The sequence below is a fragment of the Streptomyces coffeae genome (assembly GCF_016741875.1).
GTDB lineage: Bacteria > Actinomycetota > Actinomycetes > Streptomycetales > Streptomycetaceae > Streptomyces > Streptomyces coffeae.
Genome location: NZ_JAERRF010000020.1, coordinates 25,072 through 49,128 on the forward strand (window position 1 = coordinate 25,072; position 24,057 = coordinate 49,128).

Consider the following 24,057-nt stretch of genomic DNA (forward strand, 5'->3'; position numbering starts at 1 on the left):
GTGGCGGGCCGCCCACGGGGGCCCGTGCGGTGGGGGCTCACGGGGTACTCGGCCAGGTGCGTGCGCCGCCCATGGTCAGTGAGGGGTCCAGCCTGCGCAGGACGGTGGCGACCACCCCGCGGCGTCGCGGGATGAGGTAGAAGTGGTCGCCGGGGAAGACGCGTACCTCGGTTCGGGCGGTGGTGAGGTCTGCCCAGCCGCCTGCCCGGTCGCGGCTGCGTTCCTCGCCGAGTTCCGGGTCGGTACTGCCAGTCAGCACGTGGACGGGACAGGACAGTGGCGGCCGGTCCGGCGGCCGGTATGTCTCGATGATCCGGTAGTCGTGGCGTACGGCTGTGAGGACCAGGGAGCGCAGGCCGGGATCGTCCAGGACCTCCCGGCTCGTGCCGCCGAGCCGGACCAGTTCGGCGCTCAGTGTGTCGTCGTTCTGGCGGTGCAGTTGCCCGGTCACCGCCGTGCCGGGGGCGGCTCGGCCCGACGCGAAGAGACGGCGCGGGGCTGAGGCGCCGCGGCGGTTCAGTTCGTGGGCGAGTTCCCAGGCAACGGCGGAGCCCATGCTGTGCCCGAAGAGGGCATACGGCCGGTCGAGCAGCGGTGCGACGGCGTCCGCCACCGCGCTGACCAGCTCGCTCATGTCGGTGGCCTCGGGGTCCTCGAAGCGGTCCTCACGGCCCGGGTACTGGATGGCGAGGAGTTCGACCTCGGGGGGCATCAGTGCCGCCCAGGGCCGGTAGAAGCCGGCGCTGCCGCCCGCGTGTGGAAGGCAGATGAGAGTGAACCGGGACGCGGCCGCTTCGCTCCAGCGCCTGATCCACGGGCTGTCGGCACGGGCGGCACGGGCGGAGGGTGGGAAGGACGCGTTCGGCGAGAAGGACGTGGTCACCAGGTCACCATCAGTTCTTCGAGACCGAAGGTGGCCGAGTCGTGCTTGAAGGCGACCTCGTCCCGGCCCCGCGCCAGGCGGAGCGTGGGGACGCGGCGGATGAGCGTCTCCAGGGCGACCTCCAGCTCCAGCCGGGCCAGGTGCCGGCCGACGCGCTGGTGGACGCCGTAGCCGAAGGCGACGTGGTGGTTGTCGGTGCGGTGGAAGTCGACCCGCTCTGGGTCGTCGAACTGCTCGGGGTCGTGGTTGGCCCCAGCGAGCAGGGCGATGACACCGTCGTCTGCTGGGATCGTCCGGCCGGACAGCTCTATGTCCTCGGCGGCCACGCGCAGCGGTATGGAGTCGGCGACGGACAGGACGCGCAGGAGTTCGTCGACGGCAGTGGGCATCAGGGAGGTGTCGTCGCGCAGTTGTTCCATCAGCTCGGGCTGGTCCAGGAGGAGCAGGGTGCTCAAGGCGATCATGCTGGTGGTGGTCTCTCGGCCAGCGTTGATCGTGATGCCCAGGGTGGACAGCAGCTGGTCCATCGTCACGTTGCCCGTGTTGAGGTGGTCGGTGACGAGCTTGGAGATCAGGTCGTCACAGGGTTCCTCCCGCCGTTCGGCGATCGGCTCGGCGAGCAGGCCGAAACGGCCGCCGAGGGCTTCGGAGACCTGCTCGGCGGTGCTGCGACGCGAACCGGAGATCCGGGTGACGTCCCGGAAGAACTCCAGGTTCTTGCGCGGGATGCCGAGCAGTTCGCAGATCACCGAGGTGGAGACGGCGTTGGCGTACGCGGAGACGAAGTCCACCGGGCCGCCGGCGGCGAGCATCCCGTCCAGGATCTCGTCCACGCGGGACTGTACGGCGGGGCGCATCGCGCGGACCCGGCGCACCGTGAACACCGGCAGGAGCATCCGCCGGTACGTCGTGTGCTCGGGAGCGTCGGTGCGGATGAAGGGCCGGAACCTGGCCCTGGCCTCCTGCTCACCCTCGCCAAGGGCAGGGAAGTTGGGCCGGCGGACGTCGGCGCTGACGCGCGGGTCGGAGAGCAGTTCGCGTACGTCGTCGTAGCGGGTCACCACCCAGGCTTCCCGCTTGGTCGGCAGGGTGACGCGAGCGACCGGGTCGGCGGCGCGCAGCGCGTCGTACTCCGCGGGCGCGGCGAAGGGACAGCCTCGCTGGATGGGGAAGTCACGGGGCGGGGCAGCGGAGTCCGACGCTTCGGTGGCGGTGGCGGGTCCGTCGGGAGTGTCAGACGCCGTGGGTGACACGGGGGTTGTCATGGTTGGTCCTCAGCTGTCGGTGGAGGAGGAGACAAGGGGGTGGCGATGCGCGCGGAGTCCGAGGCGTCCGGGGCGGTCCGCGCGGTCGGCAGGCCCGGCTCATGCGTCGTCGCCGGAGCGTCCGGCGCCCAGGTCAGTACGGCCAGCGGGGGTGCTCCGGGGCGGGTGGGCAGCACGCGTGCGGTCAGTTGGGACTCGGCCACCACGTCCTTCAGCCCGAAGGGCTCCCAGCGGTAGGAGTCGTGCACCTCTCGCTCCGCCCGCGTGGCACCGTCCCGGTAGACGCGCCAGGTGGAGGACATGCGCATGACGCCGGTGTCCCTCTCGTCCGGTGCGCCGCCGAACGACCACTCGTAGCGGTGCCGTCCGGCGGTCGCCGTGGCGAGCCTGGTCTCGGGAAGGGTCAACGGCTCCTCGAACTGCATGAGTTCGACGACCACCAGCCCTCCGGGGGCCAGCCGTCGGGTCAGCCGCCGCCACAGCCGGGCTCGTCCGTCCGCGTCGAGGTGGCCGAGGACCCCGCAGAGTAGGACGACGCTGACCTGGTCAGGGAGTTCCAGGTCGGGAGCGGCGTCCGCGGTGATGGTGACCCGGGAGCGCAGGTCCGGATCGCTGAAGACCCGGCTGGTCAGTACGGCGCGCATGCCGACCTCCGGTTCACATGCGACGATCTCCGCGTCCGGCCGGACATGGGCGACGGCCTCGGTCACCAGTCCGGTACCGGCACCGATGTCGACCACCGGCCCCGTGCTGAGATCGGCGTCGGCCAGGAGTTCGACGATGGCCGGAACGCTTGAGGTCGCGGTGTGCTCGGCGGCCACGAGATCGAAGAACTCGGCCGACGGGGAGTAGGAAGCGGTGTCCGCAGGACCGGGTGTCGCCGGATCGGGATCGGTGCCCGTCCGGCCCCGGACAGGGACGGGACGGCCGCCGGCCGGGATCCGGCCGGCGCGGGGGCGGTTCACATCGGCGCGGGAGTGGTTCGCATCGATGCCGGTATGGTCCGGGTCGGTACGGTCCGGGGCAGTACGGTTGCAGTCCGGACCAGGGAAGACGTCGCTGACCGCCAGGGGCTGGGGGGTGGCCGGCCGGACGATCTCCGGTGGTCCGAGCCGTGCCGCGAGATCGGTCCAGATGCGGCACACGGCCAGCTCGTACTGGCCCGTGCGCAGCGCATCGCCGCCCTGTTCGACAGCCTCGCGGAGCCCGTCGAGAGCGCTGCCGATGGCTTTGGGCCACAGGTCGGAGAAGACCGTGCGGAAGGTTCCCGTGTTACCGACGACCGCCGTGGTGCCGAGCCCCAGGCCGCCTGTGCCTGGTCCGTCCAGGACGAAGCGCCGGTCGGTGTCGCGTCCGATGTGCAGGCGGGGGCTCCACAGCACGGGGCCGTGGGTGTCGGCCAAGGTGAGGACTCCGCCTTCCGTGCCGAGGGAGATCCGGTGCCAGTGGAGGGCGTGGTTGTCCCGGTCGGACGGGTCGAGCTGGTGGTGCACCCGCAGGGTGAGGGGTACGCCGGCGAACACGCCGTGCAGGGAGCGGAACGGCTGCGGCCCGATTTCGGCGGGCAGCGGTGCCGTGTCCGCGAATCGCCAGGGCCGCAGGGTGCCCATGGCCTGTCCGAGGATGTCCACCAGGGGGTGCATCAGGTGGACCGGGGTGGCGGCGTCCACGAAGAGCGGTCGCTGTTGTGCGACGAGCCGACGGGCTGCCTCGATGAAGGCGCGGACCGGAGCGACGTGCGGGTAGTGGGTGTTGAGGCGGTACTGTACGCCCCGGCGGCGGGCGTGTTTGAGGTTGTCCGTCAACTCGGTGAGATGGACAGGATGTTCCTGGAGGACATGCATGCCCCGGTCCATGAGCGCCTTGGCCAGCTCGGTGCCCTGGCCGCCCGATATGGAGGAACTCACCGCCACACACGCGGCGTCGATGTCGGCCGGGAGGTCGTCGACGTCCGTATAGGAGGGGACGCCCAGACTTTCCGCGTACGCCCGGGAAGCGTCCGAGCCCCGGCTCAGGATGCCGGCCAGCGCGTAACCGGGACGTCGGCGTGCCGCCTCGGCGTAGAAGCGGCCGAAGTTGGTGCCGCAGACCAGCACCCGGAAGGGCGTCGGAGTGCTCACAGCACACCCTCTTCCACCTGCTCGGCGCCAGCCGCCGCTCCAGTGAGCCGGAGGTCCGCGACCCCCTGGGACCGCAGGTGCCGCACCACGGTGTCGGAGGCGAGCACGTCGCAGGCGAAGTGCACGCCCGCCGGAACCTCGCGCCGCAGCACCGCGTCCACCGCGAGCGCGCCCACGGCAGCGGTGAGCCGGTAACTGCTGGCCGCGCGCAGGGTCAATCCCGCCGTCGTCGGCATCCCGGAGGCGGTGCCCGTCAGCGCGAAGTCCATGACGTAGTAGGGCTTGCGTCCGGCCAGATCGAGGCCGGCGGCGAGGATCAGCCTCTCCGCCAGCCGGTCCGGGTCGTCTCCGGCGGCGAGGCGGCCAGGCAGCAGGTTGAGCAGCGCGCGTACGGCGGGACCGGGGTGGACGTTGTACCAGTCGAGCCGGTCGAGGCCCAGGACGGTGGCGAGGCGTTCGCTCTCGCCGCTGAGGTAGGGCTGAACGGCGACCCGGCCGGGGAAAGCGTCGTGTTCGGTGTCCTCGGCCGTGCGCAGGGCGCGCGGCACGCGCCGGCCGCCGCGGACGGCAGCCAGTGCCTCGCCGTAGGCCGCGCCGTCCGCACCTCCCGAGGTGAGGGAGAGCATGAGGTCGTGCGCCACCGTCGGCGAACAGGTCTCCAGGCCTCCGCAGTAAGCGGTCAGCGCTGCGGCGCTGTCCAGGCCCTGCCCGGCCAGCCAGCGGGGCAGGAGGCTGGACAGCCCGGGCAGAGCTCCCGCCGACAGGACGACGGTGCGGCCGTCGCGGGCCGGGTCGCCGTCCTTGAGGAGGTCCTCGGCGGCCGGGTCGTCCCCGGCCACGTCGACGCAGTGCGCGTCGGCGGCAAGTGCCGCCGAAGCCACCGCGGCACGGAGCCGGTAGGTGGGGCCGACACAGTTGAGGACGATGTCGCAGCCCTCGGTGAAGGCACGCAGACCGTCCGGTGCGGTGGCGTCCGCCCACACGGTCTCGTCATGGCCGACGGAATCCTCCTCGGCGACCGCGCACAGCGCTGACGCGGTCCGCCCGCCCAGGCGGAGCCCGGTGTGACCGAGGGCGCGCAGTTCCCGTACAGCGGCCCGACCGACCGCCCCGGAAGCACCCAGGACTCCGATAAGGGGCTTGTGCCAGGCCGTCGAGGTCCCTGTCGTCGTGTTCTGTGTCATCGGATGATCGCCCCCTGGGTCAGCTCACCGAGGGTCTTGAGGATGCCGGGCGCGTGCTCGACGGACAGGCAGCTGTAGTGGTCGCCGCCGATGTCTACGATGTCCAGGTCGCCCAGGGTGAGTTCCTCCCAGTAGGTGGTGACGGCGTCCTTGCTTCCCGGGAAGGGGTAGGCGCCGTCGTGCCGCAGGAAGGTGATGTCGCCCGCGTAGGGTTCCGCGTCGTAGCGGGTGATGGCGAAGACGCTCTGCCGGAAGGCGAGGAAGAGCCGCGTCATGTGGTCGGGCTCGTAGGTGCCGGCCGACGCGGGCACCGCCTCGCACATCCGCGCGATGCGGGTGGTGCGGGGGATGTCGGCCAACGCCCGGAAGCGGCTCGCGACATCCTCGAACTCCTCGGGCAGCGCCGCGAGCCCGCCGTCCGGCAGGACGCCGGGACTGGCGGCCAGGACGGCGTCGGCCGCCGCGGCCACCCGGTACTGGTCGTCCGGGAAGCCGAGGTCGGCCGGGTCGATGCCCATCATGACGGCGAAGGAGTACTCGGCGAGCAGCTCGTCGTCCAGCCGGAAGCGGGGGCTGTGGCTGCTGATGACGGTGAGGCTCTCCACCTCCGCACCGGATTCGGCCAGGTTGCGGGCCACCTCGGTGGCGATCAGGCCGCCCAGGCAGTAGCCGACGACGTGGAAGCGGCTCCGCCCGTTCGCCGTCAGGGCCTGGCCGTAGTCGGCCGCCATCTGCTCGATGAGTCCCTGCGGCGGGGCGGCGAGGAACTGGTCCAGGTCCGGGACCTCCACGCCCACGACCTCGGCGAGGCCCGGCGAGCGGCGCCTGATCTCGGTGATCAGCGCCCGGTACGGCATGATCGTCGCGGTTCCCGCGTGTACCAGCACGGTCGTCGGCTCCCCGTCGGAACGGGCGCCGTGCAGGCGGATCACCGGGTCCGTGCGGACGGCACCGGCGACCGGCGCGTCCTCGGGGCCGGCCAGTCCGCGCAGGAACCCGGCGAGGCCGGCGACCGTGGGGCGACGCAGCATGTGGCGCAGCACGACCTCCCACTCCAGGTCCGCGGCCTGCGGTACGCGTTCACGCAGCCGGCCCACCATCCGGGCCACCAGGAGTGAGTCGCCGCCGAGGTCGAAGAAGTCGTCGTTGCGGGTGACGCGTTCGACCGCGAGGAGCTCCGACCACAGGTCGGCGAGGCTGCTCTCCAGGTCGTCCTTCGGCCGCTCGTCCACGACGACCGATGCGCTCTCCCGGGGCAGCCAGGACCGCAGGCGCGCGCGATCGGTCTTCCCGTTGGCCGTACGGGGCAGGGTGTCGACGACCTGCCACACCGAGGGGAGCATGTACTCCGGGAGCCGGGTAGCCGCCGTACGGGCCAGCGCGCCGACGGGTATGTGGTGCCGGTCGTCCTTCAGCGTGGCGAAGAAGACCTCCTGGCCGGTGAGCGCCAGGGCGTCCTGGGCCTCGGGAAGCGAGGTGACCTCGGACGCGTCGTGCCCGTCGAGGAGTTCACGCCACTGGGTGTGGGTGAGGAAGGACTGGCCGGTGTGCTCGCGCACGTCGGTCCACGTCCGGCCGGCGACCTCCAGGAACTCCATGGAGACGAGCAGCGGAAGGTTCTCGTCGCGGGTGTTCTCCACGAACACGAGCTGTCCGCCGGGGACGAGCAGTTCCCGCAGCCGGCCCACGGCGGCGTCGGCGTCGGTGGCGGCGTGCAGGGTGTTGGCGCAGATCACGACGTCGAAGGTGTTGGGCAGCAGGTGCTGGGCGCGCGGGTCCTCGTCGACGTCGAAGCGCTGGTAGCGGACCCAGGCGTGATCGGCGAAACGTTCACGGGCCTCGTTGAGGAAGAACGCCGAGGCGTCGGTGAACAGGTAGTCGACGCCGTACTCGGCCAGGACGGGCACCAGTTCGCCGGTGGTGCCGCCGACGCCGCCGCCGACCTCCAGCACCCGCAGCCGCTCCTCGCCGGTGTGGTGCGCGGCGATCTCGCGCAGCGCGGCGACTACCGCGCGGTTGAGGTGCCGGATGGCGAGGTTGTCGCGGTAGGCGGCGTCCGCGGCCTCCGTCGCCGCGCCGGGGAAGAGCAGTTCCCGGATGCCCACCTCCCCGGAGATCAGCTCGGGCAGCCTCTCGGCACAGGCGCGCATGACGGTGAGCAGCTCGGTGCTCCACCCGACCTCGTGCTCCAGCTCGGCGGCCCGGCGCCAGCCGCGCTCCGCCTCCCTCTCGGAGAAGGGGACGAGCCCGGCGTAGGTGTCGGCGTCCCGGTGGGTGAGCCGCTCCCGGGCGGCCAGGGCACGCAGCCAGCGCCGCACGATGTGCCGGTGGCGGGGCGTGGCGCGCAGCGCCGTGCCCACCTCCTCCGCCGTGCGCACCGCGCCCTCGTCGAACACCCCGGAGGCCGCGAGGACGCGGGTCATCTCGGCGAGTGCCACCTCGTCGAGGGCGGTCAGGAACTCCCCCAGCCGTGCGGCGTCGACGGCGGCGGAGGCTTTCCGCACGGTCTCGGCAGCGGCCGCACGTGCCTCTGCCCGGCTCGCCGCAGCGGGCTCGCCACCGCTCGTACCGGGCGCGTCGGCGCCCCCGGCCGTCCCGCCGTCCTTGCGGGCCGTCTCCACGAACGCGGCCAGGCGTCGCCCGCCTGCCGTCGAGTCGTCGACGACGACCGCGCCCGCCGCGACCGCCGGGTGGGCCTGCACGGCGGCCTCCACCTCGGCGAGTTCCACCCGGTAACCGCGGATCTTGACCTGGGCGTCCTCGCGGCCCAGGAACTCGATGGTCCCGTCGGGGAGGTACCTCCCGAGGTCACCGGTGCGGTAGAGCCGCTCTCCGGTGACGGGATCCGTGAGGAACCGCTGTGCCGTACGTTCCTCGTCGCCGAAGTAGCCCAGGGCGACCCCGGCGCCGCCGATGTACAGCTCGCCCGGGACCCATTCGGGCCGTGGCCGCAGGTTCCGGTCGAGTACGGCGAACGTCTGGTTGGTCAGGGGCTTGCCGTACGGGATGCTCGGGCGGGCGGTGTCCACCTCACCGATCGGGTGGGCGATGGACCAGATGGAGCCCTCGGTGGCTCCGCCGAGCGAGATGATCTCCAGCCCCGGGAGGAGTTCACGGGCCTGGTCCGGCAGGGCGACCGGTATCCAGTCGCCGGATATCAACGCGAGTCGCAGCGAGGCGTCGTCGGTGGGGGGCTCGGAGCGGTGCCAGTCGCACAGCATGTGGAGCTGGCCGGGAACCGAGTTCCACACGGTCACTCCGAAGTCGCGGACGAGTTCGGCCCAGTGGGAGGGGTCGCCGCGCCGGTCGGCCTGCGGCAGGACGAGGGTGGCGCCCACGGCGAGCGGCCCGAACAGGTCGTAGACGGACAGGTCGAAGCCGAGTCCCGCGATGCCGAGGACGCGGTCGCGCTCGGTGACGGCGAAGCGGCGGTTGATGTCCTCGACGGTGTTGAGGGCGGCCCGGTGGCTGATCATCACGCCCTTGGGCATGCCGGTGGAGCCCGAGGTGTAGATGACGTAGGCGAGTTGGTCCGGGTCGCGTCGGGCTCCGGTGGTGCCGGGCGTGGTCGTGGTGTTCTCGGGGAGGAGGTCGACGGCGAGGGCCGAGACGTCCACCGGGAGGTCGTCGAGCTCGGCGAGCCAGGACTGGGTGAGGACTGTGCGGACGCCCGCGTCCGCGATGATCGTGTCCCGGCGGGCCGGCGGCTGGGCCGTGTCGACGGGCAGGTACGCGCCGCCCGCTATGAGCGTGCCGAGGGCGGCGACGACCTGCTCCCAGCCTTTGTCCGCCCAGATGGCAACGGGATCCCCGGGGCGCAGTCCGGATGCCGTCAGCGCCTCGGCGAGAGCGCTCGCACGGGCGACGAGCTGCTGGTAGGAGAGGGCCAGTTCGGGTGTGCGGACCGCGATCGCGTCCGGTGTGGCATGCGCCTGGGCGAGCACGGGTTCGTGGAGCAGGGCGTCCGGCAGGGGCCCCTCGGTCGTGTTGACCGCGCTCCGGCGCGCCGCCTGTGCCTTGGGCAGGGGGATGCGGGCCGGTGCGTCCCAGGCGGCCTCACCGGCCTCGCCCTCGGCCGACAGCGATCGTACGAGTGTCGTGTACGCCTCGAACATGGCGTCGGCCACGCCGTGGCTGAGCGCGCCTTCGCGGATGTCCCAGGACAGGCTCAGTGTGTCGCCGCGGCGCATGGCCTGGCAGTCGAGCCACACCTGCGGCGTCCGGGTCACGGCGTACGTCACCTCGGGGGGTACGCCCTCGGAGGTGGCGCCGTTGCCCAGGGCGCTGGTAAAGACGACCGGCATCAGCACCGGGGCGCCGGCCCTGCGGGAGAGCTCGGCGAGCACCTCCGAGCCGGTGAACAGCGGGTGTGCCAGGTCTTCGAGGAGCTGCTGTGCCACCGACCTGGTCCGCTCGGCGAAGGTGGCCGGGGCGTCCAGGTCGACGGCGAGCAGTTCGAGCGAGGTGAAGTCCCCGATCAGGCGGCCGATGTCCTCGTGCAGGTCGGGCCGGTCCACCGTGGGCACGTTGAGCGTGAACCGGCTGGTCCGTGACCAGGCGCCCACCGTCTCGGCGTACGCCGCGAGCAGGGCTGTGGACACGGTCAGCCCGCGTCGCGCGGCCCGCTCGGTGAGCCGGTCACGGTCGGCCGCGGCCAGCAGGACCTCCAGTCGGCGGAACGTCACCGCGTCGCCGGGAACCGGAGTCCGGCTCCCTTCGCCCGGATCGCTCACGGCGGCCTCCCAGGCTTCTGCGAGGGGCAGTTCGGGGGCGGGCGGGAGAGTGTCGAGTCGTTCGGTCCAGTAGGCGCGGTCGCGGGCGTGGCCGTCGGTGTCGGCGAGGGCGCGGCGGACCAGGACGTAGTCGCGGAAGGTGATCCGCGGTGGCTCGGAGAGGGCGGCACCGCCGTAGCCGCGCTGGAACTCGGCGAGCAGGATGCGCAGGCTGGCGTGGTCGACGACGAGCATGTCGAAGGAAAGGTGCAGCACGGCCCGCTCGGCGGTCCGGGTCACGTGCACGTCGAAGAGCGGCCACTGGTCGGTGGGCGCCTCGGAGGCGGACAGACGCGCTCGGGTGTGCTCGACCTGCGTCTCGGCTGTGGCCGCCGGAAGGGCGGTCAGGTCGTCGGCTCCGACGGAGAGGGCGGGCACGTCGGGCAGGACCTGCTGGTAGCCGTCGTGGTGGATGACGGCGCGGAGCATGTCGTGCCGCTGGACCAGCTCCCGCCACACGGCGGTGACGCGGTCCACGTCGAGGTCGGGGTATTCCAGTTCGACGTAGGCGTAGCAGCCGACGCTCCCGTAGGCGTAGGCGTCGGTGCGGCCGATGAGGTAGGCGGCCTGGACGTCGGTCAGCGGGAAGGGTTCGTGTCGGTTCTCGGGGTCGACCTGCGGCGCCGGCTTCTCGGCCTCCAGGTGGCGGAGGATGGCTTCCTTGTGGGTGCGCAGTTCGGCTCGGTGGGTGTCGGTGAGCCGGCCGTGGGGTGCCCGGAAACGCAGTTGTCCGTCCTCGGCCCACAGCACCACGCCCTCGTCGGCGTAGCGGGCCAGCAGTTCAGCGATGTTCACAGCTCTCCGGTCTCGTAGGCGGTCTCGTGGGCCGCGAGCGTTCGGGTGACGTCCGCGGCGAGCGCGGCGATGGTCGGTGCGGCGAAGAAGCGACGCACGGGCACGGTGGCTCCGAGGCGGCGCTCGATCGCGGTGAGCAGGCGCAGCGCGGTGAGGCTGTCGCCACCAACGGTGAAGAAGTTGGCGTTGCGGTCCGGCGCCCGGTGCGGCAGGTACTCGTGCCAGAGTGCGGCCAGGGTCGTCTCGGTCTCGCCCCGTGGCGGTTCGGCGCCGGCGGACACCGTCTCAGGTCCCGCCAGGCCGGCCAGGGCTCCCCGGTCGATCTTGCCGTTCGCGGTGAGGGGCAGGACGGGCAGCAACAGGATGCGGGACGGGACGGCGTAGACGGGCACCCGCTCCGCGAGCAGGCTGAAGAGGCTCTCGGTGAGGTCAGGGTGCTCGACGGGCGTGACGGACTCGGGGAGCACCGGCTCGTTGGCGGAGGCGCCGTCCACGGTGAGGTCCTGTGGTACGGCGAAGGCGACCAGGCGCTTGGCGGTGCGCTCCCCCACGGCCACCACGGCGGCCCGCGTGATGGCCGGGTGTGCCTCCAACGCTGCCTCGATCTCGCCCGCCTCGATGCGGTGGCCGGCGATCTTCAACTGGCTGTCGAGCCGGCCGAGGAACTCCAGCAGCCCGTCGCCCCGGAACCGGCCCAGGTCACCCGTCCGGTACCAGCGTCGCCCGCCTTGTTCGATGAACTTCTCGGCGGTGCGGACCGGGTCGGCCAGGTAGCCGCGGGCCAGTCCCGCGCCCCCGATCCACAGTTCGCCGGGCACCCAGTCGGGACAGTCCCGCCCGTCCCGATCGACCACGCGGTAGTGCTGCCCGGTCAGAGGGCGTCCGTAGGGGATGGACACCCACCGTGGATCCAGCTCGGTGACGGTGAGGGTGTTGGACCAGATGGCGGCTTCCGTGGCTCCGCCCATGGCGACGAAGGTGCAGGGCCCCGCGGTCCGGGCCCGCAGCCGGGCGGGCAGGTCGAGGCCGATCCAGTCGCCCGAGACCAGTGCGGTCCGCAGCTTCCCTATCCGACCACCTTCCCGTCCCCCCTGTTCATCGGCGTCGAGCAGCAGGTCGAGCAGGGCCGGGACGGTGTTCCAGACGGTCACGCCGTACTGATCCAGCAGACTCGGCCAGCGGGCCGGTTCCCGGCGCTGGTCCTCGGTGGGCAGCAAGAGGGAGCCGCCCCCGGCGAGCAGGCCGAAGACGTCGTACACGGACAGGTCGAAGTCCAGTGCCGACAGGGCGAAGACGCGGTCGTCCCCGGATACGCCGTGCCGTGCGTTGATGTCCGCGATCGTGTTCCAGGCGGCGGCGTGGGTGATCTCGACTCCCTTGGGCTCGCCCGTGGAACCCGACGTGAAGATCACGTAGGCGAGCGCCTGGTGGGACGTTTCACACGGCGCGGGCAGCGGCTCGCGGCCCTGCGTGCCCGCGAAGGACAGGGTGCGAGGGCCGGTTCCTTGCGGGGCGGGCCAACTCCCCAGAATCACCTTGAATCCGGCGGTGGCGTGCACCCGCTCCAGCCGCGCTGCGGGCTGTTCGAGGCTCAGGGGAACATAGGCGGCGCCGACCGCGAGGACGCCGAGGACCGCCGCGATCTGCTCCGGGCCCTTGGGCAGGGTGACCGCGACCAGCTCGCCCGGACGCACGCCCGCGTCGCCGAGCGCGGCGGCCACGCGCAGCACCTGGTCGGCGAGGGTTCCGTACGTCACCTCCTCTCCTGCCGTCGTGACGAGGGCGGTTCGGTCGGGGGTGGCCGACGCGTGGGTGAAGAACGCCTCGTGCAGCAAGCGCGGCGTCACCGGTTCCAGGGCGGCCTCTCGTGCCGCGCCGGCCCGCCGTTCGTACTGGATGGCGGGCAGCAGGTCGGGGAGCGGCGCGTGCGCGTCCCAGTCGCCGGCGACGACGTGCCGCAGGAGTCGTTCATAGGCGGCGAACATCGCGTCCAGCACGCCGTCGGAGAACAGTTCCTCGACGGCGTCCCAGGTGACGATCAGGTTCCCGGACTCCTCGGTGACCTGGTTGTCCAGGCAGACCTGCGGGGACTGGGAGATGCCCCACACCTTCGCGGGGAAGCCGGTGCCCGGTCCGGCCAGCGTCGCGTCACCGACGCCGATGGCGCTGGTGAACACCACGGGCGCGGCGGCGTCCACCGTGCCCGTGCGACGTCCGAACTCCCGCAGCAGCCAGTCGATCAGCACGTCGGCGTGGTCGAGGTCCTCCGCCTGACGGCGTTGCAGCGCGACGGCCGCCGCGAGCCAGGACGTCCCCTCGCGCCGGTGCCCCGCGAGAGAGAGGGAGGTGAAGTCGCCCAGCACCCGGTGGATGTGGGGGTGCGCGTCGCGCCGGTTGAAGAGGGTGAGGGTGACGGTCAGGGCGTCGGTTCCGCTCCAGGCCGCCAGGACCTCCGCGTACAGGGCCAGCAGGACGGTGGAAGGGGTGAGGCCGTGCCGGGCCGCGTCCCGCTTGACGGCCTGCCAGTCCTCGGCGGGAAGGCTCAGCCGACGCCGGGTGAAGGCGGGCGCGTCGAGTGTCGCCGGGTCCCGGTCGAAGGGCAGGGCGGGAGGGGGCGGCAGTTCGGACAGCCGGGCCCGCCAGTGGGCGCGGGCCCGTGCGGCCGAACCCGGGTCCGCCGGGAGGCGGGTCAGATAGTCGCGGAACGACACGTCCACGGGCGGCAGTTCATGGCCGGGGTCGGCGTAGAGCGCGTTCAGTTCGGCGTAGAGCGTGGTGATGGAGAGCGCGTCGAGCACGAGGTAGTCCAGACCGACGCCGACACGGGTCCGTACCTCGCCGTCGTTCTCTCCAGCCTCCCCGTCTTCGCGGTAGCGCACCGCCTCGATCGCGAAGAGCGGCCACCGGGCGGGGTCGCGGACCTGATGGGACAGGCTGGCCCGCAAGTCGGCGAGCGTCTCAGCCGCATCGCTCGCACGGGCGTCCCGCACCGGTATGCGCACCGGCGGTACGTCGGGCAGGACGCGCTGGTGACCGTCTTCGACGACCGCGCGCAGCATGCCGTGCCGCCGAACGAGGGCGTTCCAGGCGCGCTCCAGCCGGTCCAGGTCGACGTCCGTGCCGTCGAACTCCGTGTAGTGCCAGGTGCCGACGCCGCCGAGGGTGAAGCGCGGGTCCCGGCCGGTGTGGTAGGCGGTCTGGACGTCCGTCAGCGGGAAGGGCTCGTGGGCGTGGTCCGGGTCGGGCACGAGGAGGGGCGGGGCTGTCGGCTCGCCGTTGTCGGCCGTCGCGGGGTGCAGTGTCTCGCAGAAGTGCTGGAGGACGGGGCGGGCGAAGAGGTCGGCCACGCGGGCGCCGGGGAAACCGGCGGTGCGCAGCCGGCCGATCATGCGCGTCGCGACGAGGGAGTCGCCGCCCAGCAGGAAGAAGCTGCTCTCGCGTCCCACATCGGCAACGCCGAGCAGTTCGGCCCACTGGTCCGCCACAGCGGTCTCCACCGGTCCGACCGGTGCCGACGTGCGAGATCCGTCCTGGCCCGCCGTCTCGGTCAACGCCTGGCGGACGGCCGCCCGGTCGAGCTTGCCGTTGGCGGTCAGCGGAAGGTCGGTGAGGACCAGGACGCGTTCGGGGACCATGTAGGAGGGCAGTCGTTCCGCCGCCCGGAGGCGGACCCGTTCCGGGTCGGGTGCCTCACCGCGGGCGGACACGGCCGCGGTGAGGTGACGCACGGGCCCGTCGAGGACGGTGGCGATCGCGTGCAGGACGGCGGGGTCGTCCTCCAGCGCGGACTCGACCTCGCCCAGTTCGATCCGGTGGCCGCCGATCTTCACCTGGTGGTCGGCGCGGCCGAGGAACTCCAGCACCCCGTCGGGCCGGTAGCGGGCCAGGTCACCACTGCGGTACCAGCGTTCACCGTCGTACTCGACGAAGCGTTCCGCCGTGCGCTCGGAGTCCGCACGATAGCCGTTCGCCACACCGGGCCCGCCGATCCACAGCTCTCCGGGGACGAGATCGGGACAGTCGCGTCCCCGTCCGTCCACGACGCGGGCCCGCATGTTGCGCAGCGGAACCCCGTACGGGACGGACTTCCATGCCGGATCGGTCTGCGCCACCTCGAACACCGTCGAATGGACCGCGGCCTCCGTCATGCCGCCCAGCGCCACGAAACGGCAGCCGGGCACGAGGGCGCGCAGCCTGCGCGGCTGGTCGAGCCCCACCCAGTCGCCACCGAGCAGCACCATGCGCAGCGAGTCTCCGAGGCCCTCGTCCTCTCCTGCGGCCATCAGCAGGTCCAGCAGGGCTGGCACGCACTGCACCAGCGTCACCCCGTGCGTACGCACCAGCCGTGCCCAGTGGTGGGCGTCCCGTCGGTGCTCGTGCCCCACGGTGACCACCTGGCCGCCGAGGGACAGCGGCGTGAAGATGTCCCAGGTCGCGAGGTCGAAGTCCAGCGCGGAGATCGCGAGAGTGCGATCCGAGGAGCCGAGCCCGAGCTGCTCCTCCATCGCCTCGATGGTGTTGACGACCGCCCGGTGTGACACCTCGACACCCTTTGGCAGCCCGGTCGAGCCCGACGTAAACAGCACGTAGGCCGACAGGCCGGGATCCGGCTGGACGACCGGTGCGGGCCGCGCCGCCGACGCGTCCTCCAGGAGCAGCACCGGAGCCGAGGAGACGTCTCCGCAGAGATGGGCGTGGTCCCGGTCGGTGAGCACGGCGGACGCGCCGGCCACGGAGTGGATGCGTTCCCGGCGCACGGCGGGCTGCTCCACGCCGACGGGGGCGTAGGCCGCGCCCGCGGCCAGGACGCCGAGGACCGCGGTGATCTGGTCGGCGCCCTTGGGCAGGGTGACCGCGACGGTGTCGCCTTCCCGGACGCCGTGGTCACGCAGCAGAGCGGCGATCCGGAGTGCCGTGTGGGCGAGTTCGCCGTAGGTGAGCGTGTCTCCGGTGGTGCGGACGACCGCGGTGCGGTCCGGCTCGGTCTCGGCGAGCCGGAAGAACCGGGTGTGCAGGGCACGGTCCGGGACGGGCACGGGAGGCAGGGCCGCCACCGCGCGCCGGGGCAGGACGTCGGGTGCGAGCAGGCCGTCCACCGGCCGGGCCCAGGCGTCAGGGTCCGTCACGAGACGGGTGATGAGGCCGCGGTAGGCGTCGAACGCGGCGTCGGGCACACCGGCCTCGAACACGCCGTCCCGTACGTCCCAGTTGAGGAGGAGACCACCGTCGAGTTCGGTGACCTGGGCGTCCAGGTAGACCTGCGGTCCCTGGGAGATGATCCAGGAGGGGCGGCCGAAGGACTTCTGTACGTCCTGCTCGAAGATCTCGCCCAGCCCGATGGCGCTGGTGTAGACGACCGGGGCCAGCACCGGGGAGCCCTCGGCGCGGGCGAGGTCGCGCAGCACCTCGACGCCGCCGTAGGCGCCGTGGGAGATGCCTTCCTGCAGGCGCTCCTGGAGGCCGCGGGCCTGCCGGGAGAACGGCAGGGAGGCACTCATGTCCGCGTCGAGCAGGACCGAGCTGCTGAAGTCCCCGACCAGATCGGCGACTTCGGGGGTGAACATCTCCCGGTCGAACAGCGGGAGGTTGAGGAGGAAACGCCGGCTGTCGCTCCAGGCGGCGATGACCTCGGCGAAGGCGGTGGCGAGGGCGGCGGCGGGGGTGATGCCGTGCCGGCGGGCGGCGCTGATCAGCGCCGCCTTGTCGGCGGGGCCGAGCCAGTGGTGCAGGCGCCGGGAGTGGGTCAGCGTGCTGTCGTCCGCGCGGACCGGGGTGAGTGGGTCGACGGTCGTCGGCAGCCGAGGGGCGCGGGGCAGATCAGCCAGGCGCTCACGCCACCAGGCGGCGTGCTGCTCACGTTCCGCCCTTCGCCGGACGTCGTGCTCCGCGAGGTACCGGCGGTAGTCCAGGCCGAGTTCGCGCGGCGGGTCGTCGGGACAGTCGTAGAAGCGGCGCAGGTCCGACAGGAGGACCCGCAGGCTCAGCGCGTCGCCGGCCATCATGTCCAGGTCGATCTGCACGCGGGTCCTGCCATCGGGGAGCAGGCACAAGGCCGCACGGAATACGTCACCGGCGGCGATGTCCAGGCGCGCGTGGGTGTTGCGCTCGCGCAGCGCCTCCAGCGCGGACTCGGCCTCGCCAGCGGTGCGCTCACGCAGGTCGTGCACGGTGAGCGGGGCGCCCGGAGCACCGAAGCGCTGGCGGCCCTCCTCGTCGAAGACGGCCCTCAGCATGCCGTGCCGCCGCACGAGTGCCCGCAGAGCGGTCTCGAGCCGGACCGGATCGACCGCGTGGCCGTCGAGTTCGACGTAGAAGTGCGCGGCGACGCCGCCCAGGGGCTGTCCGTCCTGGCGTCCGATCCAGTAGGCGTGCTGCATCGTGGCCAGCGGGAAGGCATCTGGCTCCGCCTCGGTCGTCGCCGCGTCGAGCGGCGCGAGCGGGGCGGGTCGCGCGGTGGCGGGTGCGTCTCCGCGCCGTCCTTGCCCGAGCAGGGTCGTCCAGGCCCCCAGGGTCGGACTGCGCGTGAGGTCCTGGAAGGTGACCGTACTGCCCTCGCGGCGCCAGACGCCGACCAGAGACATCAATACCAACGAGTCGAGACCGAGTTCGAAGAGGTCCCGGTCGTCGTCCAGCTCTTGTGGCGCGATCTCCAGCGCGCGTGCCACCGCTTCACGTACCGCTGCCGACGCGTGAAGGTCACGCCTGCCGGTGTCACCTTCCGCTGTCCGTGCCTGGACGACTGCTTCATCGCTCACTGATGGGGCCTTCCGATCGGATGAGGTGGAAGTCGGGTCGGGGGCGGGCGCTGGAATCCCCCCTCACACAGTCCCGAATCCAGCCTAGATTGAAATGATTATCATTTCTATAGCATCGTAGTCACACGATGGGGCCTGGCGCCAGAAGCCGAGGCCCTCCAAAGAGAGGCACAACCTCATGACCGAAACTCAAAAGACCTGGTCCGAGACGGAATCGGCGCGGTACCGGGCCGCCGGACACTGGCAGGGGGTGACCTTCGGCACCCTCCTGCGCCAAGGAGCAGCCGGTCATGGAGGGCGCGTCGCCCTGATCGACGGGGAACGGCGGTGGACCTACGCGGATCTGGACGCCGAGGCCGACCGTGTCGCCGGCGGACTGCGCGGGCTGGGGATCGGGCGGGGTGACCGCGTGGTGGTCCAGCTCCCCAACTCCGCCGAATTCGTGCTGGTCTGGTTCGGGTTGCAGCGGCTAGGGGCGGTTCCTGTGCACGCCATGCCCGGCCACCGGCGCCGGGAGATCGGCCATCTGGTGCGCGTGGCGGGTGCCGTGGCCTGTGTGGTGCCCGACCGGCACGCCAGGTTCGACCACCGGGAACTGATGCGCGAGGTGCGGGCGGAGCAGGGACCGGGCGGCTCGCTGCGGCACGTCGTCGTGGTCGGCGACCCCGGCCCGGACGACGACTTCGTCCCGTTCGAGGCGCTGCGGGTGGACCCGCCGTCCGCGTCCGGCCTCACCGCGACGGACTCCCTGCCCGCGCCCGACCCCGGCCCCGACCCTGACGACGGCGGAGCGGACCCCGCCGATGTCGCCCTCCTGCTGCTGTCCGGCGGCACCACGGGGCTTCCCAAACTCATCCCGCGGACGCACGACGACTACGCCTACAACGCTCGCGCCTGCGCCCAGGTCTGCGCGCTCGACGCACGGACCGTGTACCTGGCGGTCCTGCCGATCGGGTTCAACTTCACCTTCGCCTGCCCCGGTGTGCTGGGTACCCTGATGGCCGGGGGAACCGTCGTGGTCGCGCCGGACCCCAGCCCGCAGACGGGGTTCACCCTCGTCGAGCGGGAGGGTGTGACCCTGACCTCCCTGACCCCGCCGCTCGTTCCCCACTGGATGGACGAGGCCGTGTCCAGTTCCTGGGACCTCGGGAGCCTCGCGGTGGTGCAGGTAGGCGGGGCGCGGCTGCCGGAGGACCACGCGCGCAAGCTCGGACCGGCACTCGGGGTGACCGTGCAACAGGTCTTCGGCATGGCAGAGGGACTGATCAACCTCACGCGCCTCGACGACCCCGAGGACCTCGTCTGCGCCACCCAGGGCCGCCCCGTCTCGCCGGACGACGAGATACTCGTGGTGGACACCGACGGCAGGCCCGTGCCAGACGGTACGGCGGGTGAACTGCTCACCCGGGGCCCGTACACGCTGCGTGGCTACTACCGCGCTGAGGAGCACAACCGCACGGCGTTCACCCCGGACGGCTACTACCGGTCCGGCGACGTGGTGCGGCGTCTGCCGACCGGACACCTCGTGGTGGTGGGGCGGATCAAGGACCAGATCAACCGTGGCGGCGAGAAGATCGCCGCGGTCGAGGTGGAGGAAGAGTTGCTGACGCATCCGGCGATCACGGCGGCGGCACTGGTCGGGGTGCCGGACGAGCGCTGGGGTGAGCGGTCCGTCGCCTTCGTCGTCTGCGCGGGCGCCGCTCCCAGCGCGCGCGAGGTCGCCGCCCATCTGAGGGAGCGCGGGCTGGCCGGTCACAAGGCGCCGGACGAGGTCGTCCAGGTTCCCGGCCTTCCGCTCACCGCTGTCGGGAAGGTCGACAAGGCGGCGCTGGCCCAGGGGTTTCTCCGGCCTTGACGTGCTCCCTGGCCTAAAGTCCAGGGATTCCGGCCTGGGTCGTCTGACCCTTCCGGGGGCTTCCTGCTTCAACGCGCTGTGCGAGCACGTGTGCCCGTCTTACCGGCGCTCCACAGGCGTTTAGCGTCTCCACCCGTCCGGTGGCGACGATACGGCGTCCTTCGAAGAGGACGTTGCGTGCTGCGTTGTGGTCGCGGTCGTGCACGCTGCCGCACTCGCCGCACGTCCATTGCCTGACGTGCAGGGGTTTGGGGCCGTCCCGGAATCCGCAGGCCGAGCAGACTTGAGAGGACGGGAAGGCCCGGTTCACCTTGGCGAAGGTGCGGCCGTGCTTGACCGCCTTGTACTGGAGCATGCCGACGAACGCGGACCATCCCGCATCGTGCACGGACTTGGCGAGGCGGGTGCGGCCGAGGCCGGACACCGCGAGGTCTTCCACATACACCGCTTGGTTGTCGCGAATGATCTGCGTGGATGACTTGTGGTGCCAGTCCCGGCGCCGGTCCGCCACCTTGGCGTGCTGGCGCGCGACCCTGATGCGGGCCTTGGCTCGGTTCTTCGATCCCCTGGCCTTACGGGACAGCTCCCGCTGAAGACGCTTGAGTTTCTTCTCCGCCCGGCGCGGGAAGCGGGGGCTGTCGATCTTGCTGCCGTCGGACAGGACGGCGAAGGCGGACAGGCCGAGGTCGAGACCGGACTCTGCCTCCACCTCCGGGAGGATGTCCAGCCCGGTGTCCACGACGAAGCTGAGGAAGTACCGGCCGCAGCTGTCCTTGGTGACGGTCAGGGACGTGGGCACGGCCGGCAGCCGGCGGGACCATGTGACCTTGAGGTTGCCGACCTTGGCCACGTACACCGTGCCGTTCTCCTGGAGGGAGAAGGCGTTGGTGTTGAGGCGGATCGACTGCCGGGTGTCTTTCTTCGACTTGTACCGGGGCGGCCCGGCCTTCCGGCCCTGCCGCGTGCCCTTGAGGCTGTCGAAGAAGCTTTTGTAGGCGGTGTCGAGGTCCCGCAGGGACTGTTGCAGGACGACCGCCGAGACGTCGGCGAGCCAGGCGCGTTCGGCGGTGCGCTTGGCCTGGGTGATGCGAAGCCGGGACAGCTCGGCCGACTTCACATACGGCAGTCCTGCCGCGTGGGCTTCCTTGCGGTCGCGCAGGCAGTCGTTCCACACCACGCGGGCGCAGCCGAACGCATTCGCCAGCGCACGGCGCTGGGAGGCGTCCGGGTAGGCCCGGTAGTTGTAGCGGAGCTGCATAACCAAGACCCTACTACGATTGGTCTCATGGATGGGCAGAACGATTACAGGCGGGGCAGACATGTTGTTTCGGCGATGCATGTGATTTGGTCTTTGTGACGAGGTACCGGGCGGGGTGTTCGACGACGAGATGCGGACGCGCTGCGAAGAGATCATGCGGAAGGTGTGCGAGGACTTCGAGGCGGAGCTGAAGGAGTTCAACGGCGAACGCGATCACGTCCACCTCCTGATCAACTACCCGCCCAAGGTCGCCGTCTCGAAGCTGGTCAACAGCCTCAAGGGGGTCTCCGCCCGCCGGATACGGCAGGAGTTCACAGGTCAGATCAACCGCGCCATCATGCACGGACACCTGTGGTCGCCCTCGTACTTCTCCGCATCATGCGGCGGAGCACCATTGGCCATCGTCCGCCAGTACATCGAGCAGCAAAAACGTCCGCTCTAAAGTGCACGTCAGAGCAGCCTTGAGATGCATTCATCCCCGACATGAACGCCGGGGCTTTCTGCAAGAGTCCCGGTAAGGCGTGGCGCTGAGGAGGGCCCGGTGAGCGGGGCGCTCCTCCTGTCGGCCGTAAGAAGGCCTTCACCCGCCGCTACTCCGGCACGGCGAGGACGGGACCGTCCGCGCAGGCGAGCAGCCCCCGGGTGACCGGGTGCTCGCCGATGTCTTCCACGTCATGGCCACCACCCGGCACGACACCGTCGTCACCCACTGGGCCATCGACCACCCTGTGCACGAGCTGTTTCCCGGCCTGCCGCAGCAGAAGTGGAAGCGCCGTTCCTGCGGCGACGGGGCCCACAGACGGCGCATCTACGACTGGGCCCGCGTCGAGATCCGGCCCTGGCACCGCGCAGACCGTCAGCACTGGGTTCTCGCCCGCCGCAGCGTGAGCAGGCCCGAGGAGATCTCCTAGTACATCGCCTACTGCCCGGCCGGGACCGCCTGGACGAGCTGATCCGCATCGCGGGCAGCCGATGGGCGGTGGAGGAATGTTTCCAGACCGCCAAGCAGACGCCTGATCACCCGCCTCACCGACCGCCGACCCACCCCGGTCGACCACATCCTGCACTGGTCACACTGGCGACGAAGACGCCAGCACCAAGCCCGCATCAGCCACTACAAACGACGCGGACACACCCCCTGAAAGCTGCCCAGCACTCAGGACAAGCACCTTTGCAGTACTAGTAGTTGCACGGTGCGGATTACGCGGCCGACCTCGCGGAAGGTGACGTACGTGGCGTCTTGTGCGACCCGGACCGGAGCCTCTTGAGCAGCGTCACCGAGGAGATGGCGCCCTCGCGAACGGAGACGGCTACCCGCATCAGTGCCGGAACTGGGACTCGATCAGGCGCCGCCCGCGGCGCCCGCCTCGGCCGGCCCCCGGCCATGACTCCCAAGCAGATCCAGCACGCCCGCGACCTGCTCAGCCGCCCGAAGAACACCGTCACCTCAATCGCGAAGCTCCTCGGTGTCTCGCACAACACCATCTACAAGTACGTGCCCGAGCTGAAAGGCGGTGGGCGGACCGGGCTCGCTGAGGCGGAGCCCGTACCCACTCTGCCCGGCCCCGCTGAGCCCGCCGAGTGACTGCCGCCACGCAAAACGGCAGCTGAACTGAGACAGGGACTCAGCTTGTTCTTTATGGTCTGACCTGGTCACGTTCGGCGATGGTCTCGGGCCGCCTGACCGTTTTGCCCACGTCGTAGCGGGTGGCGGGGCGCCGGTTCTTCGAGCCGAGCGGCCTGCCGGGGCCGGGCCGGTTGGGTTTCGGCGCACGCGCCGGACAGGGCAAGTTCGGGCGGAGGTTCCTGAACCCCCGGCGGACCCTGGCGGGGGTGAGCCGGCCGGGCTCAGCCGGTTTCTCCCAGGGCCGCCGTAGGTCGGCGGCGGCCTGGCGGACGAGCCTCAGCTGGGTGTGGGCGGCGATGACGAGCCACGTCCAGCGGTCGCCAGCTTCGGGAGTGCGGATCTTCGGCCGGGTCCAGCCGAGGGTTTGCTTGATCATGCGGAAGGTGTGCTCCAGGTCGAACCTCCTCAGGAACGCCTGCCAGCGCACGTCGACGTCCTCGCCGGACAGCCCGGTGGCGGACGACCACAACCAAAGTGGCAGCGGGTCGTGGCCGCCGGGCAGGCGGTCGACCTCCAGGCGGATCAACGTGCCCTCGATGATGGGGAGTTCACCGGTGTGGTCGATCCACGCGGAACGGGTGGTCAGCCGGGGATGGATGCGGTCCCAGGCCATCGCGTGGACAGTGCCGTATCGGTCGGTGACCTGCGTCGTTGCCGCGTTCGGCTCGCCCCAGGTCTCCGGCTTGGCGAAGCGAAACTCCTTGCCGTGCTTGGGTGGGCGCCCACCTTGCGGCGGGGAGATCCAAGGCACCGGGACCGGCTTGCGCATCACCCGGTCCGAGCGCATCCTCCCGAGGACCTCCACCGGCAAGTCGGCCAGGAGGTGGGCCATGCGCGGGGCGTCGTACCCGGCGTCGAAGATGATCAGGATGTCACGGTCGCCGAAGTGCCACCGGCCCATCTCGATCAGGTCCTCGACCACCCGGCGGACCTGGGCGGCGGTGACTTCGGCGACATCGTCGGCGGGGCCCAGCCGCACGGCGTCCAGCAGCTGGCACCAGGAGGTCCTGATTCCAGGACAGCGACGAAGGAGTACGGCCAGCCGGGCACGAACTGGTCCGAGGACCGGCCGCTGCGGCCGTAGACGTGGCAGAACAGGCGATCCGGGCTGGTCGGGGCGTCCGGGCGGAGCCAGTGGCTGATGTCCACCGCCAGTACCAGGCGCTCATCGGCGGCCTGCGGCTGAGGGAGGCCGGCCAGCACCTGCCGCAGCCGCGGCACATCGACGTTGCCGCAGTTCAAAACGTCGTACATGGCCCCGTGACCACGCCGGTGCTCAGCCACCAGCGTCAGGTCCACTGGCGAGGTCACTGGGCCGTCCGCGCACAGCAATGCGTCGGCGAGCTCGAACAATTCGTCACGCCGGGCGGTCAGGCATGCGTAGAAGTCATCCCGGAAGTGTGACGCCACGACGAACGGCTCCCGCTGGGCATCGTGATGCAGCAAACTCAATTCTCCACGGCCTTCGTGCTGATCAGGTGCGTCTTTGGTCGGAGCACAGGATCAGACGAAGGCCGTGTTCACGTCCGGAGGATCCCCGTTC

The 24,057-nt window shown here is 71.2% G+C and carries 9 protein-coding genes and 3 pseudogenes; 4 read left to right on the top strand and 8 right to left on the bottom strand.

What is annotated here, in order from left to right; all coding sequences use genetic code 11:
* Nucleotides 1-37 precede the first annotated feature (37 nt).
* From JK363_RS28515 to JK363_RS28540, 6 genes are read right to left on the bottom strand one after another with little or no spacing between them, the layout of a single operon-like run.
* Nucleotides 38-883 carry a thioesterase II family protein gene (locus tag JK363_RS28515; protein WP_201878731.1) on the bottom strand — a complete coding sequence of 282 codons (846 nt, stop codon included), beginning with the start codon at nucleotides 881-883 and terminating at the stop codon, nucleotides 38-40.
* Entirely contained in the window at nucleotides 880-2,148 is a 1,269-nt protein-coding gene (locus JK363_RS28520) for a cytochrome P450 (protein WP_201879171.1), read from the bottom strand. The genes JK363_RS28515 and JK363_RS28520 overlap by 4 nt, the downstream gene beginning before the upstream one ends.
* Entirely contained in the window at nucleotides 2,145-4,268 is a 2,124-nt protein-coding gene (locus tag JK363_RS28525; protein ID WP_201879173.1) for a Gfo/Idh/MocA family oxidoreductase, read from the bottom strand. Before JK363_RS28525 ends, JK363_RS28520 begins: the two co-directional genes overlap by 4 nt.
* Entirely contained in the window at nucleotides 4,265-5,452 is a 1,188-nt protein-coding gene (locus JK363_RS28530; RefSeq protein WP_201879175.1) for a saccharopine dehydrogenase NADP-binding domain-containing protein, read from the bottom strand. Before JK363_RS28530 ends, JK363_RS28525 begins: the two co-directional genes overlap by 4 nt.
* Nucleotides 5,449-11,019 carry a non-ribosomal peptide synthetase gene (locus JK363_RS28535; protein ID WP_201879177.1) on the bottom strand — a complete coding sequence of 1,857 codons (5,571 nt, stop codon included), beginning with the start codon at nucleotides 11,017-11,019 and terminating at the stop codon, nucleotides 5,449-5,451. The genes JK363_RS28530 and JK363_RS28535 overlap by 4 nt, the downstream gene beginning before the upstream one ends.
* A complete protein-coding gene (locus JK363_RS28540) occupies nucleotides 11,016-17,774 on the bottom strand; it encodes a non-ribosomal peptide synthetase (protein ID WP_201879179.1) in 6,759 nt (2,252 codons plus the stop codon). Before JK363_RS28540 ends, JK363_RS28535 begins: the two co-directional genes overlap by 4 nt.
* Before the next feature lie 178 nt (nucleotides 17,775-17,952).
* On the opposite strand from JK363_RS28540, the gene JK363_RS28545 reads away from it, so the two are divergent.
* The gene (locus JK363_RS28545) at nucleotides 17,953-19,629 is read left to right on the top strand and encodes a (2,3-dihydroxybenzoyl)adenylate synthase (protein ID WP_201879181.1); all 1,677 of its coding nucleotides are present in this window, start codon (nucleotides 17,953-17,955) and stop codon (nucleotides 19,627-19,629) included.
* A 13-nt stretch (nucleotides 19,630-19,642) separates the two neighbouring features.
* On the opposite strand, the gene JK363_RS28550 is transcribed toward JK363_RS28545, so the two are convergent.
* The gene (locus JK363_RS28550) at nucleotides 19,643-20,887 is read right to left on the bottom strand and encodes an RNA-guided endonuclease InsQ/TnpB family protein (protein WP_201879183.1); all 1,245 of its coding nucleotides are present in this window, start codon (nucleotides 20,885-20,887) and stop codon (nucleotides 19,643-19,645) included.
* Nucleotides 20,888-20,914: 27 nt separating this feature from the next.
* Between JK363_RS28550 and tnpA the strand changes: the two are divergent.
* The 3 genes and pseudogenes from tnpA to JK363_RS28565 all read left to right on the top strand — a co-directional run bounded on the left by tnpA (nucleotide 20,915) and on the right by JK363_RS28565 (nucleotide 22,472).
* Nucleotides 20,915-21,329, top strand: a pseudogene (gene tnpA, locus JK363_RS28555) (IS200/IS605 family transposase).
* A gap of 214 nt (nucleotides 21,330-21,543) precedes the next feature.
* A pseudogene (locus JK363_RS28560) lies at nucleotides 21,544-21,938 on the top strand (IS701 family transposase); the annotation flags it as partial.
* A 234-nt stretch (nucleotides 21,939-22,172) separates the two neighbouring features.
* Nucleotides 22,173-22,472, top strand: coding sequence for a helix-turn-helix domain-containing protein (locus tag JK363_RS28565; RefSeq protein WP_268981100.1), 300 nt, complete (start codon nucleotides 22,173-22,175; stop codon nucleotides 22,470-22,472).
* 52 nt (nucleotides 22,473-22,524) lie between these two features.
* Here the strand turns inward: JK363_RS28565 and JK363_RS28570 are convergent.
* Nucleotides 22,525-23,966: pseudogene (locus JK363_RS28570) on the bottom strand (NF041680 family putative transposase).
* Nucleotides 23,967-24,057: the final 91 nt, after the last annotated feature.

Excerpts from the sequence above, each read along its gene's own strand:
- JK363_RS28520 (WP_201879171.1), bottom strand. The coding sequence starts at position 2,148 with ATGACAACCCCCGTGTCACCCACGGCGTCTGACACTCCCGACGGACCC.
- JK363_RS28545 (WP_201879181.1), top strand. The coding sequence starts at position 17,953 with ATGACCGAAACTCAAAAGACCTGGTCCGAGACGGAATCGGCGCGGTAC.
- JK363_RS28565 (WP_268981100.1), top strand. The coding sequence starts at position 22,173 with ATGGCGCCCTCGCGAACGGAGACGGCTACCCGCATCAGTGCCGGAACT.
- JK363_RS28550 (WP_201879183.1), bottom strand. The coding sequence starts at position 20,887 with ATGCAGCTCCGCTACAACTACCGGGCCTACCCGGACGCCTCCCAGCGC.
- JK363_RS28530 (WP_201879175.1), bottom strand. The coding sequence starts at position 5,452 with ATGACACAGAACACGACGACAGGGACCTCGACGGCCTGGCACAAGCCC.